The organism is Solibacillus sp. FSL R7-0682 (genome assembly GCF_038005985.1).
GTDB lineage: Bacteria > Bacillota > Bacilli > Bacillales_A > Planococcaceae > Solibacillus.
Genome location: NZ_JBBOUI010000002.1, coordinates 16,103 through 30,921, shown reverse-complemented (window position 1 = coordinate 30,921; position 14,819 = coordinate 16,103). Strand labels below are relative to the sequence as shown.

17 protein-coding genes are annotated in these 14,819 nt (G+C 37.9%); 13 read left to right on the top strand and 4 right to left on the bottom strand.

Annotated features, from left to right (window positions below; genetic code table 11):
- The first annotated feature begins 14 nt into the window (after nt 1–14).
- From trsD to MKZ17_RS20295, 6 genes are all read left to right on the top strand, one after another.
- Nucleotides 15–680: a TrsD/TraD family conjugative transfer protein gene (gene trsD / locus MKZ17_RS20320; protein ID WP_340725620.1), complete on the top strand. Its 666-nt coding sequence runs from the start codon at nt 15–17 to the stop codon at nt 678–680.
- An 11-nt stretch (nt 681–691) separates the two neighbouring features.
- Nucleotides 692–2,629, top strand: a complete 1,938-nt coding sequence (locus MKZ17_RS20315) for a VirB4 family type IV secretion system protein (RefSeq protein ID WP_340725619.1) — start codon at nt 692–694, stop codon at nt 2,627–2,629.
- Between the two features lie 141 nt (nt 2,630–2,770).
- Nucleotides 2,771–4,129: a type VII secretion protein EssB/YukC gene (locus MKZ17_RS20310; RefSeq protein ID WP_340725618.1), complete on the top strand. Its 1,359-nt coding sequence runs from the start codon at nt 2,771–2,773 to the stop codon at nt 4,127–4,129.
- Between the two features lie 4 nt (nt 4,130–4,133).
- The gene (locus MKZ17_RS20305; RefSeq protein WP_340725617.1) at nt 4,134–5,165 is read left to right on the top strand and encodes a bifunctional lytic transglycosylase/C40 family peptidase; all 1,032 of its coding nucleotides are present in this window, start codon (nt 4,134–4,136) and stop codon (nt 5,163–5,165) included.
- Nucleotides 5,162–5,716 carry a hypothetical protein gene (locus MKZ17_RS20300; RefSeq protein WP_340725616.1) on the top strand — a complete coding sequence of 185 codons (555 nt, stop codon included), beginning with the start codon at nt 5,162–5,164 and terminating at the stop codon, nt 5,714–5,716. The genes MKZ17_RS20305 and MKZ17_RS20300 overlap by 4 nt, the downstream gene beginning before the upstream one ends.
- A complete protein-coding gene (locus tag MKZ17_RS20295) occupies nt 5,713–6,132 on the top strand; it encodes a hypothetical protein (RefSeq protein ID WP_340725615.1) in 420 nt (139 codons plus the stop codon). The genes MKZ17_RS20300 and MKZ17_RS20295 overlap by 4 nt, the downstream gene beginning before the upstream one ends.
- A 1-nt stretch (nt 6,133) precedes the next feature.
- Here MKZ17_RS20295 and MKZ17_RS20290 read toward each other — a convergent pair whose 3' ends face one another.
- Nucleotides 6,134–6,316: a hypothetical protein gene (locus MKZ17_RS20290; protein WP_340725614.1), complete on the bottom strand. Its 183-nt coding sequence runs from the start codon at nt 6,314–6,316 to the stop codon at nt 6,134–6,136.
- 82 nt (nt 6,317–6,398) lie between these two features.
- Here MKZ17_RS20290 and MKZ17_RS20285 point away from each other — a divergent pair, with 82 nt between their 5' ends.
- The 3 genes from MKZ17_RS20285 to MKZ17_RS20275 are packed head-to-tail and all read left to right on the top strand — an operon-like array spanning nt 6,399 to nt 9,177.
- A complete protein-coding gene (locus tag MKZ17_RS20285) occupies nt 6,399–7,934 on the top strand; it encodes a VirD4-like conjugal transfer protein, CD1115 family (protein ID WP_340725613.1) in 1,536 nt (511 codons plus the stop codon).
- 36 nt (nt 7,935–7,970) lie between these two features.
- The gene (locus MKZ17_RS20280; RefSeq protein ID WP_340725612.1) at nt 7,971–8,807 is read left to right on the top strand and encodes a conjugal transfer protein TrbL family protein; all 837 of its coding nucleotides are present in this window, start codon (nt 7,971–7,973) and stop codon (nt 8,805–8,807) included.
- 16 nt (nt 8,808–8,823) lie between these two features.
- A complete protein-coding gene (locus MKZ17_RS20275; protein ID WP_340725611.1) occupies nt 8,824–9,177 on the top strand; it encodes a hypothetical protein in 354 nt (117 codons plus the stop codon).
- 43 nt (nt 9,178–9,220) lie between these two features.
- On the opposite strand, the gene MKZ17_RS20270 is transcribed toward MKZ17_RS20275, so the two are convergent.
- A complete protein-coding gene (locus tag MKZ17_RS20270) occupies nt 9,221–9,775 on the bottom strand; it encodes a hypothetical protein (RefSeq protein WP_340725610.1) in 555 nt (184 codons plus the stop codon).
- A 147-nt stretch (nt 9,776–9,922) separates the two neighbouring features.
- Here MKZ17_RS20270 and MKZ17_RS20265 point away from each other — a divergent pair, with 147 nt between their 5' ends.
- The 3 genes from MKZ17_RS20265 (at nt 9,923) to MKZ17_RS20255 (ending at nt 12,361) form a co-directional block, all read left to right on the top strand.
- Nucleotides 9,923–10,102, top strand: coding sequence for a hypothetical protein (locus MKZ17_RS20265; RefSeq protein ID WP_126992091.1), 180 nt, complete (start codon nt 9,923–9,925; stop codon nt 10,100–10,102).
- The gene (locus MKZ17_RS20260; protein ID WP_340725609.1) at nt 10,102–11,604 is read left to right on the top strand and encodes an ArdC family protein; all 1,503 of its coding nucleotides are present in this window, start codon (nt 10,102–10,104) and stop codon (nt 11,602–11,604) included. Before MKZ17_RS20265 ends, MKZ17_RS20260 begins: the two co-directional genes overlap by 1 nt.
- 118 nt (nt 11,605–11,722) lie before the next feature.
- Complete coding sequence (locus MKZ17_RS20255) at nt 11,723–12,361, top strand: hypothetical protein (RefSeq protein ID WP_340725608.1); 639 nt, start codon at nt 11,723–11,725, stop codon at nt 12,359–12,361.
- Between the two features lie 22 nt (nt 12,362–12,383).
- Here MKZ17_RS20255 and MKZ17_RS20250 read toward each other — a convergent pair whose 3' ends face one another.
- Together MKZ17_RS20250 and MKZ17_RS20245 are read right to left on the bottom strand one after the other, a co-directional pair.
- Complete coding sequence (locus MKZ17_RS20250; RefSeq protein ID WP_340725607.1) at nt 12,384–13,355, bottom strand: hypothetical protein; 972 nt, start codon at nt 13,353–13,355, stop codon at nt 12,384–12,386.
- A 128-nt stretch (nt 13,356–13,483) separates the two neighbouring features.
- Complete coding sequence (locus MKZ17_RS20245) at nt 13,484–13,687, bottom strand: hypothetical protein (protein WP_340725606.1); 204 nt, start codon at nt 13,685–13,687, stop codon at nt 13,484–13,486.
- 265 nt (nt 13,688–13,952) lie between these two features.
- Between MKZ17_RS20245 and MKZ17_RS20240 the strand changes: the two genes are divergently transcribed.
- Complete coding sequence (locus MKZ17_RS20240; protein ID WP_340725605.1) at nt 13,953–14,435, top strand: JAB domain-containing protein; 483 nt, start codon at nt 13,953–13,955, stop codon at nt 14,433–14,435.
- The last annotated feature ends 384 nt before the right edge of the window (nt 14,436–14,819 follow it).

Genomic DNA, 14,819 nt, shown 5'->3' with positions numbered 1-14,819 from the left:
AGGCGGTGATTAGTTTGTGGGAAAAGTTGTTTGGTCCTAAGAAAAAGCCAATAGACGATTATGTGTTTGATGATGAGCCGAAAACGCTCGATAAAGGTAAGCAGAGCCTACAGGATATGTCGCTCATTGAAGCACAGTACAATGATTTTCTCGTGACAAAACGAGGCTATTTAGTCGTATTACTCAAAGTGACGGGCATTAATTTAGATTTACTCACAACGACCGAGCAAGAGGATGTTTTTGATGAGTTTAACGCCTTTTTAATGTCGACGCTCGGTGAAAATAGTGAGGAGGTGCAGCAATACCTTGATATTACGATGCCTGTTGATTTTAGTGAGTATATTTTATTTTGGCAGCATCGTTATTTAACGGTACTAGAGGAGGAGCCTGAAAATGAAGCAAAGCTAGCACTCATTGCGAGCTATGTAGATACATTTTCTGGCGTTGCGTCTTCACAGGAAATGACGACAAAGACACATATTGTCGTACTGCATGAAAAAATACCGAAAAAGCATTTAGCGTCACTGGAGCAAACAGCGATCCATTTGGAAGAAAAGGTGCTACTTTTTATTCGGCAATTAGAGAATGCACTGAGTACGTATGATGTGGAGGCTCGGCAGCTAACAGCAAAGGAGTGTCGTGGGGTGTTACAGCACTTACTCAATTTCTCCAATCACTAGGAGGTGATGGCATGTTTAAACGACGACAGCAGCCACACGTGGAAAAGGAACAAGCACTTAGTGACGTACTGGATGGGTCGAGCTTAGATATGATTTATCCGTTTTCATGGGAGGAATGTGCGGACCATATTGAGTCTGGTGATAATTTTATTCGTGTCATTGCGATTATTGATTACCCAAAGAGTCGTTACGGCAACTGGTTATCAGAGCTGAAACGTAAGAAGGGCAACATTACGATTGTACAATTTTTAGAATCGTCCAATTCGGCGAAAATGGTTGAACACTATAATAAGACGATTAAAAATAAGCAGGCTGAGGTATTGAAGACGTTTGATCCACTGAAAAAACGTCAGCTTGAAAAGCAGGTTGAAGCAGCTGAGCATCAATTGATGAAATTTCTTGAAAATGAATCGAGCTACATTTATCAATACACGTATATTTATTTGCAGGCGAAGTCGCTGGATGAATTAAATGCGCTGAGTGATTCCGTTCATAATACACTCGTGAAATTGCAGCTAAAGGCAATGACACCGATTAAGGCGATGTACCAAACGTTTTGGAGTGCAATGCCGATTTTAGAAAATCTGCTTGGAGACTACACGTATAAGCAGTCCAATACGGAGGCAGCGAGCAGTATGTTTCCATTTGATGATGCCGAAATTTTAACGATTAACCCACGTAGTGATGTAGAAGGCGTGAACAAAGATACGGGTAGCTTAATTGCCATTGATTATTTGGACCGTAAAAATACGCTTAATCAAAATATGGTCGTTATTGGGACGAGTGGTGTCGGTAAGACCACTTATATGGTGCAGAAGATTTTACGTTATTTTGCTCGGGGCGTGAAGGTGTTTATTATCGATCCTGAAAATGAATACACGAACATCGTCGAGCATTTAGGTGGAACAGTTGTCCATTTAAGCAGTAATTCGAGTACGAAAATTAACCCATTAGAAGTGTTTTCTGAGCAAGTTATGGATGAGGGACCTGTTGATTTGGATATGGTGTTAAAAGATAAAATTCAGCGTCTTCTCGGTTTTTTTCAAGTGTTGAAGCAGGACATTACGCAGGTAGAAAAAGCGATTTTAGATGCTGTATTACGTGAAGTGTACCGAGATGCAGGGATTTTGCAGTATAACAGCTTTCGAGAGATTCCCAGTACAGCGTATCCGATTTTATCTGACGTATATGAGGCAATTGCTGCTTTAAAGGCGCGTGACGCTGACCGGTACGCACGGATTGAGGATTTTCATTATATTTTGGAGAGCTATGTGAATGGTAGTAAAACGATTTTTAATGGGCATACGAATATTAATTTACAAAGTGATCTTTTATCGTTTGATTTAAAGCCGTTGCAAAATGAGGCTGATGTACAAGGGGCAGCGTATTTAAATACGTTTAGTTATTTATGGGATAACATTACGGAAAATACAAGTGAAAATGTGAAGCTGTTTGTTGATGAGTTTCATTTTTTAACACAAAATCCAGATGCAGCGAGTTTCTTTTACCAGGCATATAAACGGTTCCGAAAATACAATGCGGGGGCAATTGCTGGTACGCAACAAATTCAAGATGTGCTCGATGGGAAGATGGCCAATGGTCAAAATGTTGGTGAGGCTGTCATTGGGAACAGTTATACGAAAGTATTTTTTGGTCTAGATAATAAGGGGGTAGATGATATTACCGAAAAGCTACGCATGACCTTTAGTGAAAAGGAAAAGAAATTATTAGAGCGTCGTAAGCAAGGCGAGGCACTTATTATTCATGGTACACAGCGAGCGTTTATGCGGGTAGAGCTGACAGAAGAAGAACTACGATTAAAAGATCCAGCTCGTTATGAGGAGCTATATGAGGTTAGTGCAGCTATTACACCGAATTACGAAGAGCGTATTCGTATGACAGAGTTGGAACGACAAGAGGCACTGGAAATGAGGAACTTTGAAAAGTAGAAATTTCCACTTTTGTTAAGTAGAATTTTCTACCTATCAAAAGTATAAGAACTATAAATTTATTTGGTTAACTGGTTAACCTATTGATATTACTGGATTTATAAGTTAACCCTTTATTTTAAATCGTTAGGAGGTGCTAGTATGAGTGCGACCAAGATTTACAATTTTTCATTTGGCAGCATTAAATTAACACGTGAACTAGCCCAATTTACGATCCATCGTAATGAATTTAGTTATGACCGGTTGGAAGAAATCGAACAGTTTTTACGCGATACACGGAATGATGCCTTTCTATCATTTCGAAGTATTGAGGAGAATGAAGGGCATGTCGTCATGACTTTTCATTTTGTAGAGCACTTGAAGCCCATTGTGGCGATTAAACAGGAGGCTTATGTTGTAAAGCTTGCTATTGCCCAAGCGATATTACTTGATGAGATTGTGACGAAGACTTCAAGCTTCGTTAGTTTGCATCCTGCAACTGTGTATTATCATCCAATGTCGACGATTCGTTACGGCTACCGAGCGAACCGACAAATGCCACGTGAGGAAAAATATACGCATTTACAGCGCTACAAAGCATTAATCTTAACGATTTTAACAAATCAGCCCTATGAAAAATGCTTAGAAGAGCCTGAGCATTTAACGAAGCGTGCAAATGATTTGGTACATTCGATTTTACAGGCACAAACGATTGAAGACATGCAGCTCTTATTAACTGAAGCTTATGATTTCGTAGCGTATTATACCGTGCAGACACAAACAGCTGAACGGAAGAAATGGCGTTCTCGTATGATTTTAGGTGTTGTTTCAACAGCGTTACTTGGCTTAGTTGGCGTTGGGTATGTAAAGCAAGATGCTAATGAACAGCAAGCAGCAGCGATTCAATCATTAACAGCTGATTATGAGGAGGAACAGCTCATTCAAGAGGCTGATACGTTGTTTGCAGCTGGGAAATTTAAAGAGGCGGTTCCGTTATTTTTAGCGTTAGGGGATTCCACAGAAGATGTTGCTAAAAAGCTAGTTTTAGAAGAGCAGTGGCAGTTAGCTCTTGATACAGAGCCAGCGATTTTAGAAACGGTCATTACAGCTTTATATAACGAAGGAGAAGAAAAAAACTTACTTGATTTAACCATTTCTGAGGAGATGCCTGTCTATACGCAAAAGCTCGCACAGGAGAAGGCGATTGTAAGCTACGATGTGGCACAAATGTCAGCTGATTTACCGTTTATTTCTGATGAACATACACTTAGACGGATGGGACAAGCCTTTGTGAAAAACGGTGATATGGCAGGTGCTCGAGAAGTACTCAATAAGACGCAAGATGCCGAGCTGAAGCGTGCGATTGAACTCACACAGGCGGAGAGTGAGCTTGTCGTAGCGAAGGAAAAATTAACAGCTCTCGAATCTGAGAATTCAGCAAACAAGGCCGATCAATTGAAGGTTCAGCAAACGAAAATTCAAGAATTGGAGGCGAAGATCCAAGGGTTAAAGGGAGGCTAAGTCGATGAAATTGTTAATGGCGAAGCTTTTATTCTCACAAGGTGGTCGGAAGTTGTTGTGGCTTGTGCTTGCACCGTTCTTTTTATTTTTCATCCTTATTATAGCTTTCGTTGCAGAGGATACGAAGCCACCAACAGGGCAATACACCATCGGTAGCCAACTGTCGCAAGCTGTTTTGCACTATGAGGAAATAGTGCACGGTGCACTTTTACAATATGAGTTAGAAGAGCATACACCATTAGTGCTTGCCATTATGATGCAGGAAAGCGGCGGTACAGCTTCACTCGATGTGATGCAGGCGAGTGAGTCCATTGGATTGCCACCGAATACGATTACAGATCCTGTTTATTCCATTGAAGTCGGTGTTGCTCATTTTAAAAAGGTACTCGCGAAACAAGAGCGCCTTGGCGTCGATTTAGACACAGCCATTCAAAGCTATAATTACGGTTCGGGTTATATGGATTTTGTTGCAGCAAATGGTGGTAAGCATTCAGCAGCATTAGCCCAAGTATTTTCTAAGCAGCAAGCAGCGAAACTTGGTTGGCAAAGCTACGGAGATCCCAAATATGTGGCCCATGTAAAGCGTTATATAGGGACGATGCGTGACGGTGAGGTTCTTGATTTAGCAAATGCCTCAGCAGATTTTCAAGTGGTGTATGAAGCGATGACTCAGTTTGATGGGTATCCATACACATTTGGAGGCATGAGTCCGACGACTTCTTTTGATTGCTCGGGATTAATGATGTGGGCGTTTCGTAAGATTGGCGTCAATTTACCACGAACAGCCCAAGAGCAGTATAATGCGTCACAAAAAATTACAGCGGATGAACTGCAACCAGGGGATTTTATCTTTTTCACAGGTACGTATAATGCCGGTAGACCTGTCACTCATATTGGCATGTATGTAGGGAATGGCAAAATGTTTGATGCGAATGGTGGAGGGATTGGCTTTACTGATTTAAACGATCGTTATTGGCAAGAGCATTTATATGGGTATGGTCGTGTCGTTAATTTTGCGGGAGGTGAGGGAGGATGAAGCAATGGATTGTCGTAGGTGTATTTGTATTCATTGTTCTCGTTTTAACAGGTTCAATTTTTGCACTGTCTAATGATAAGAAGGCTTTAAAGGAAACGATTGAACGAAAGAATGGGGAACTCGAGGCACTCACGCTAAAGAATGAAGAACTTTCGGCTGTTACGGGTTTACAAGTAACCGGTGAGGAAGTTGCTTTTGTAGAGAAAGCTTTTCGGGTTTATTTGAACTATGACAATGATTCTTATGTCACTCGCTTTAATGAATTGTCGAGTTTTGTTGAATTAGATGTACTGAACAAATTAAAAGGTGCCTCCTCTCTTTCACCACCTGTGGTCGCAATGAAAAATGAAGTAGAAGATGTACAAATTTATTTGAATCCTAAGGAGCCCCACACGTTTTTAGTGTACACCACGACCAACTATTTTTTAGATGGGGCACTGGTCAATCACGGCAGTCAGTTGTATGAGGTCCAAGTTTTAAAAGAGCAGGAGCAGTTTATACTTGGAGAATTTAAGGTCATTGGCAATATGACGGAGGTGGACGGTGTATGAAAAAATTTCTCTGGTTTATCGTCAGCTTTCTAGCCTTCGAGATTGTCATACTCGTGCTCATTGATTTCATTTTACTGCTTGGTGAACTGAAGCTCGCCATTACGACAGATGCAATGCTTGGGAGTGTAAAGGAGCTTTTCCTACATCCTGTACAGACGATAGAGGGCTACGTGGCATCTAAAAATCCATTATTCTTCATATTAACGGTACTTAATTTGTTTTATAGTGCGTTACTGCAATTAAAACGCAAAACGAAAAAGGATGGCTGGGACATTCACGAGAAAAATGCGTATCACGGCTCGGCACGTTGGGCGAAGGAGAAGGAAATATTAGATGGCAATTTTATCGCAAAATTGGAGAAGGATGTGCGTGAAACATTTTTACAGTCACTTAAGGATCACGATACAAAAATATAGCTTAAGGAGCCAAAGCAACTGTTACTAAGGCTGAGCCAAGTAGGGATGTTAACTGATTGCTGATTGTTGCTAGTGTAGTAAAGCTAAAGATATTTTTCATGTTAACCACCACCTGATTCATTTTTAATGTAGAAACTACAGTTATACCTAAAGAAAATAAGTAGACAGTTGCTAAGGCAGCCAAGCTTGTTGGCTCCTTAAAATATATTTGTCTAAATTTTACCATACCTAGCTCTTGTTTTATAAGTGAAAAGGGAGCTGATAAAATGAACGGCACCATTTTAGGCATCTACAATAAAAAGGTGTTAATCCAGCCAAATGAATCGAAGCCGAACCGCAATATTATGGTCGTTGGTGGACCTGGTAGCTATAAAACACAGTCCTTTGTTATGACGAATGTTTTATATGAAACCGAGAACAGCATTGTCATCACAGACCCCAAGGCCGAGGTGTACGAGAAAACGGCAGCGATTAAAGAGGCACAGGGCTACGAGGTACATGTTATTAATTTTATGAACATGCAGGCGAGCGATCGGCATAATCCCCTTGATTATGTACGCAAGGAAACGCAGGCGACCACAGTTGCGACGAAGATGGTTGATAGTGCGAATAAGGACGGCAAGAGAGATGTGTGGTACTACTCGCAGCGAGCACTTCTGAAAGCGCTCATTTTATACGCCATTCATGAGTTAGAGCCGAAGCATCGTAATATGCGTGGGTTATTAGAATTTTTGCAAACGTTTGATACGGAGGATGGTCACGGGGACAGCGACCTCGACAAACAGTTTTTACAGCTTGATTTTAAGCATCCAGCGAGACGTGCCTACGAGCTAGGTTATAAAAAAGCGAAGCAGGAAATGCAGGGCAGTATTATCGTATCGCTCCTTACGACCATTTCTGACTACATTGATAGCGAAGTGGCAGAATTTACGAGTTTCAGCGATTTTCATTTGATGGATATCGGGCAGAAGAAAATGATGCTGTATGTAATTATTCCGTTGATGGACCAGTCATGGCAGAGCTTAGTGAACTTGTTCTTTAGTCAATTATTTAATGAATTGTACGAGCTAGCAGCACTACATCATGCGAAATTGCCACGGAATGTGAACTTTATTTTAGATGAGTTTGTTAATCTCGGGAAGTTTGATAATTACGAGGAATTTTTAGCAACGTGTCGTGGTTACGGCATTAGTGTCGCTACAATTATTCAAACGATTTCGCAGCTTCAGGATCGTTACGGCGATAAAAAGGCAGAGTCCATTTTAGGGAACTGTGGGATTAAATTATGTTTAAACGCTGCTAATCGTACAACGGCTACTTATTTTAAGGACTTGCTTGATAAAACGACCGTTAAAGTAGATACGGAATCTGAATCGAAGCAATACGGTAAGGAGAACCGAACGAGTAGCATGAGCGAAAATGAAAGCTTTGCTGCACGTGATTTAATGACAGCAGGTGAAATTATGCAAATGCCGGCTGATATGGGCATCATTTTATTTCAGCATAAGCCACCCATTCGAGTAAAAAAAGCCTTTCAGTTTCAATTGTTTCCTGGTGTAACGGAAAAATATGAGGTCAGCCAGTTTGGCTATCATGCAAAGCCTTCAGCAGAGCAACTACAAAAGTTAACGCTTGCTCAGCAAGCGTTTGAGGAAGATATTGCGAAAAAGGCAGTAGCCAAGCAAACCGAGCAGGAACAGTTGGAAAAGGACTTTTTTGGCTTTGAAGTGGTGGAGCAGGAGGTCACATTTGAAAGTGCAATGGAGGAATTACAGGGAGAAATTGATTTAGAAAAACAATAGCTGTGCATAGAGCTTCGTTAAAAGGAGGGCTGCCAGTTGTTTGATATAAAAGATAAAGTCATGAATATGATTGAGGAATGGTTAAATGATTTACTAACAGCGGTTTTTAAGTTTTTAGCAGAGGTACTCTTTAACCATGAAGCGCTCAGTGGCTTGTTTTTAAATGTGTATCGCATTTTTGCTGTTTTTGGCGGTGTGTTACTTGTGGCGATTGTGCTGTTTAGAATATTGAACGCCATGCTAAATGAAGCGACCAATAATGAAAGTAATATTGCTGAAATTATCGTCAGTGCATTAAAGGCAAGTGTCATGGTGTTTTTGCTACCCATTATTTTATATTTTGTGGTGAAAGAAATTCTGTACCCATTAATGGAGTATATGTTTGTTGAAATTGCTGGCAGCTCCTCAGATATTATTACGAATTCAATTGAATCTTCCATGGTCGTAGATGTATTTGGATCGGGCACGATGGCAATTACATTACTATTACTATTTTTAGTCGTCGTGTTTATCGTGTTCACGTTCAAAATTTGCGTGTACCATGTGGATCTCATCATTTTAGAGATATTTAGTGTCTTTGCAGCGATTACCATTGCGACTGAAAACTATGATTTTAGTGAAGTATGGTGGCGTGAATTTTTAAGCCAAATTGTTAGTATCGTTACGCAAGTGCTACTCATGGCAGCCATTGTCCAGTTGCTCGCTAACTTTAATAGTTGGTATGACTTTATGTTAATCATCGGTTGTGGTGTATTAATTATTCGTGGGCCTAGTGTGCTTCGTTCTATGTGGTATTCAAGTGGAGGTGCAAAAGGCGGGATTTCTCTTGGGAAGTCAGCTACCCGTATTTCGATGATGCGACTTTTAAAATAGATAGGAGGCTAAGGTAATGAAGTGGATGCGTATGTTACCTATTGTATTATTAACGTTTTTATTAGCAGCGTGTGGGGATAGTCAAAGTGATTTACTTGGTGAATGGACTGGCACTGAATCTTCAGGCGGTGGAGGCACAGTTACTTTTAATGATAATGATACGGTGTTAGTTGAAATGGGCGTGTTCAATAATTCATTTGAATGGACGGTTGAAGATGAGATTTTAAATCTTTATACAACTAAAGACGGTGAGAAACAGCTTGCTTACCAGTATGAAATTGAAAAACAAGATAAAGAAAACATCACTTTGTATGAGCTAGATGAAGACGGCAAGCGTGTGGAAGATGCAACGATTAAGCTTAGTAAATAAAAATATACTTAACAAAAGTAGAAATTTCTACTTTTGTTAAGTATTAAATCGTAACTATATAATAACAAGCATCGTTATCTAAACTTGTCCAATTTATTTGATATGAACCATTAATATAAAAATGCTCATCTTTTTTTCCTGTAGGTTTAATAATTTCACCGTGAAGTAAATGACCCGAACGGAAATATGCATAGATACCGCTAGTATTGGAACCCTTATAAAATAATTTATCTTCGACGTAGGTTACAGCATATGTATTAGTAAAACCATGTTCTTTTATTTGTTCCATAAATTTAATGTCTTTAGAAAAACTAAACATTGATTCAGGATGCTGCCCATTTTTGGGGAATTTAAGTTCGATAGCATATTTTTCATTTGTTTGTGAATTATAGATTGCTATATCCAATTCTTTTTTAATTAATTTTTCTTGGATCCCAAAGAAACGAATATTCCTTTCGAATTGAATTATAAAAGTAGAATCAAGATGATTACGCAAATATATACCTAATTCGTGTTGCAAAGAAAATTCATTGTAAATCTCAATTTGCTGTATTTTTACTAGGTGAAAAAAGTCTTTAATATGTTTATCTAAGTGCATAAAGCACCTCCTTAATTTTAATTTAACAAATAGAATATAGTTTTGAAAGTGAATAAATAGAACATAAGTATAAAAAACATAAGTAGAAATATATACCTTTCAAAAGTAGAAATTTCTACTTTTGAAATAAAGAAGGAGGTTAGAGAAATGTATCGACGTGAAGAAGTGGAGTTTAGCGATAAGCCGATTTACCGTGATAAGCGTGATTTACTGACGATTGTAGAAGTACCAGATTTACTTTCATACGACATTGTTGCGTATTTAGAAGTGCCATTTGAAAACGAGCAGCGTTATGTACCTTTATATCAAAAGCGAGGTGAGGCGTAATGCCCTTACGACCTAACTCATATGAGAAACGCACAAAAGAGCTTACGACAAGACTTGAAGAACAACTGACGCAATTTGCGAACCAAGCTGAATTTAAGCGGTACTTAACTTTCATGGCAAGTATGCGCCAGTATTCGGTAGATAACCAAATTCTCATTTTTATGCAAAATCCGAAAGCTACTTATGTCGCTGGCTTTCAAGCATGGAAAAAGCATGAGCGTTATGTACAAAAAGGGGAGAAGGGGATTCAAATTCGTGCCCCTATTTTTGAGCAGCAGCCAGTACTCGATCCGAAAACAAAGCAACCCATTTATGAAAACTGTGAGCTGAAGATGGAGAACGTCTTAGTTCGGTATAAATGGGTAACGGTGTTTGACATTGCCCAAACGGCAGGAGAGCCACTTAAAACGACTAGAGATTTTGTAATTGAACGATTTCAAACCGATGAGGATGCCCAGAGGCTATATGATCAGTTTAAAAATTATTTGAATCAATTTAAGCAGTTGCACGTTGCAGAGAAGACGTATTCGATTCATGAGGAAGGACGAGGTTACTTTGTGCCATCGACAAACGAAATTATCATTAATGGTAGTGAAAATAATCCGGTTGCAAAATTAAGTACGCTTATTCATGAATTCGCCCATGCACAGCTGCACGGGCGTAGTGGTGATTATCGTGAAGCAACACGTGCCCACAAGGAAGCGCAAGCAGAATCGATTGCCTGTGCGACAATGGCATATTTAGGCTTTGATACGAGCCATTTTTCCTTAGGATATATTGCAACATGGGCAAAAGATACGGAATTAATGCGAAAGGCATTATTTGAAATTCAGGCGACTCTTGAAAAGACGTTAGCCACGCTAGATGTTGTGCTGCACCCACAACTGTATGAGCAATTAGAACAAATCATTCAGGAACCAAAACTAGAGAGCAAGGCGGTTTCATTTGAGCAGTTGGCCAAACATTTACCAGCCCTTTCTTATGTAAAAGCGCCTAAAATTGCGATTGAAGTATTTGATGCACGCTACAATGGCTTTGAAATCGCTAAGTACGACCGTCAAACGAAGTATTTGATGGATGAACGAGGGGAAGTCATTCATGAAGGTATGCTAAAAGATAAGGTCATTTTACTGATGAATGTCATCGATCGACAACCCACAGCAGCGATGATGTACGAGAGCTTTTCTGAGCAATTTGCTTTGCGTGAAGTGAATGTACCCAAGCCTGTTATAGAGCTGTATCATAAGAAAACGGACGCACCGATTATTGGATTTAGCGAAGTGAAGGAGGCAAAAGCATCGTTTCTCCATGCAGCTGCATCTGAAAATCAGACGGTGAAGGCTTATATTTATGGGAAAGATGAATTGCAGCATTTTAAGCCAGTGTTGGAAAATGAGAATAAACTAATTAGTCAGTTACAAGGGAAGGATGTAGATAAAGAACAGATAAATTTAAATGATAGGAAAATTAATAAGCAAAAGATCTCATTTCAAATAGAATAAAAAATCCTCTTACTAAATATTAATAAAAGGATATTTAGTAAGAGGGGACTTATACTTTTATAAGAACGTAAGTTCTGGTATTATATAAATAATACTTGGTTTGAAAATGAGGGATATAATGAGTTTTGTATCAATATTTTTAAGTAAAGATTTTATTGCTGTTACTAGCGATGGTCAATTAACAGATTTAGAAAATTTAGTACCTGTAAAAAATAATTTCAGAAAGTTCGAACAAATAACTAAATATCAATATTTAGCTGTTACTGGAGATATTTTATTATTAGAGAAAATTTATTCCCTTTGTAAGAAAAAAATGAATAATTTCTATCAATTCTATGAGTTAAAAATAATTGCGACAGAAATAAAGGAATTAATGAATAATCATTCAAATGAAGCAGTTGCTCATGTTGCATTATTTGGATTCAATCAGATGAATAATGCTGAAATTTTTACGATACATTCTAATTCTTCGTGTATAGAGGCACATATATTAGTAAGTGAAGATTGGCTTATTAAAATGTTTCCTAGTGATTTATTAAAATTGAATATTGATAATCTTTGTTTAGAATTTTGTGAGAATATGAAAGTATCGGAAATAAAATCTCCAGACTTGGTATTGAATTGTTTGAAAGATATTCATCATCTGGTAGCGAAAAATGATATAAGTGTAAATCAAGAATTTTTTTATGAAATTATTTCAAGAAAAAAAGATTTTAAAGAACATCTTAAAAGTTTTTTTGGAAAAATAACCTCCTAGTTTGTTTTATTGAATTTAGGTGCTAAATAATATTTTTTTCTTCTATTTTTTGTATCCACTCTTTGTATTGTCTTTTATTTAAATGACTGAAATTTTCAAATTCTTCTAAAATACGGTTTATCACTCGTCGGAGGATTGAATCAATATCTTTAGAAAGTAAAGTCAAATTATCAGTGATTTTTGAAGAACCATGTAAATACACGGAACGAATATTATAGGCCTTTTTTATGGTTTTATTAATGAATTCAAAATCATCTTGATTTTCGGCTATAAATTTACTTGTTCTCATTGATAATTTTTCCTTAATATACTGCGTACTATCTGAGAAAATGCTTTCAAGTGCCATTATATAAAAAGAAATTTTTGAATTTAAAAATGTTTGAGTTCGAGCTAAATGTATGAATCTCCAAGCCACTTGTAATCGACTGAGCTTTTCATATTCTAATGTTTTATCATGGGAGAAAATAATTTGATTGGGAGTATTACTATATGTTTCAAGTGTGCTCACTTCAATAAATAATTTGTTTTTTTGTAATTCTTCCACCAATAAAGCAGCTCGTTTTAATTCTTCAGAGCTAAATTTAGAACTACGGTAAGTACCATCAGAATTAGAGACTTTTGTTGAGTTAAAAGTAAAGCACCAATTTGACCAATTTCCATTAAAGCCAAAGAGTAACGTATAATCCACTGCATTGTCTTTTATTAACCATAATACTTGTTTATAAGGTGTTAGGAAATCTTCAAATTTTCCAATGTCTTCAGTGTATGAATAAACTAAATATGTATTAAAAACTTCATTAGCTAATGAAATACCCATATTTTTATATAAGACTTCTTTATGGCGATTGAGTATATCTGGTGCTGTCTTTCGTAATTTTATGTTTTTTGGGAAGGTTACAGTGTGTGTAGGACCTTGTAATTCGATATTTTGTAATGGAACAAAAGAAATAGGTTTAGTATTAGCTTTAAAGGAATTATTTAAATAAGTGTTCATTAACTAACCTCCACGTAATTAGAGTAAATAAAACATTTATTATAGCACTTGCACTACCCCTTCATCACAAGCAAATGACGCTTTGTGTGAATGGGTACGTGTCGCTTTGGCATTAAACGCTTCGATAATCACTCGCTGTAAGTGCCTAACAGCGAGTAGATTCCTGTACCGTTTACGGCAAGGCCGCCATACCAAACGAGGCGAAGGTCAACATCTAATACAAAAGACAAATCGGAAGTGACTGTCACGGCAGTCACTTTTATTGTGAGCATTTTTTCGATTTCTTTCGCCATACGCCCAAGCAACAAGATCATTTGCTTGGGCTTTGCCATTTGCGTTCAACTTGCGGCAAGCAGCGTGGCAGATTCTGCCTACCACACTGCTATCCGAGTTTCACCTCAAAAAGCAAGGACTGTCAAAATTTTTTGTTTAAACATGCTTACGCTACAAAAAATTTTGAGCTATCGCTAAGGCGATTCCTTGCTTTTTGATTGCTGCAAATAGCTGCATGGCATAGCCAAGAAATCGGAAAAAATTCAGCCTTCCGACTTCGTGATTGCGGCTAAAGCAATCGAAAAAATCTAAGGAGGAAACACCATGACAAACACTAGCAACCAGTCGTTAGAGCCGATTTATGAGATTGTAAAAATTAAAGCCGAGCGTCGTAAACTGCCAAAGAAATATTTGTCGGAAAACCTTACAGATTATACAGTGCGTAGCCCTCAAGACTTTGCCAATATTGCAATGAAATTTATTGGTGACGAGGATAGAGAAATCTTTTTAGTCGCTTGTTTATCAACAAAAAATCAAATTCAATCTTTGCACCGTTGTCATATCGGTTCATTAAATGCAAGTATCGTCACACCACGTGAAGTGTTTAAAACAGCATTCTTACAAAATGCAGGTAGTATAATTGTGGCACATAACCACCCCAGCCAAAATTGTACACCAAGCCCCGAGGATATTGATGTTACGGAGCGTTTAAAGGAGGCAGGAGAATTATTAGGCGTGGAACTTCTCGACCATTTAATCGTTTGCGAAAATAATTTCCTGTCATTAAAAGAAAAAGGATATATGTAAGAGTGAAAAGGCGTACACTTTGTGCGTCTTTTTCAATTTATATGAGATAGGGTAAGAGATTGTAAGTAAAAAATCGCGTCGCCTTGTGATGGTGCACCAATTGGCGCTAGACTCTAAGGTCATCAAATTTTAAAAATCAGCGTAATAAGCTGCCCCATTACCCCTACAACCATTGTGGTTATTTCCTGTTCATCATTTTAAAGTAAGAAGAAGTAGGAAGTCAATTATTTAAAGAGGATTTTAGAAATGACAGATAGTTCGTTCGTGGAGACTTTGCTAAGTGAGGTGTATAAAAAATAAGTTATCAACCTTAAAAAATAATGCTTGTTTAAGGTTGATAATGGTATAATAAACAAACGTAAGTTCTTATATTTAAAGCGATTA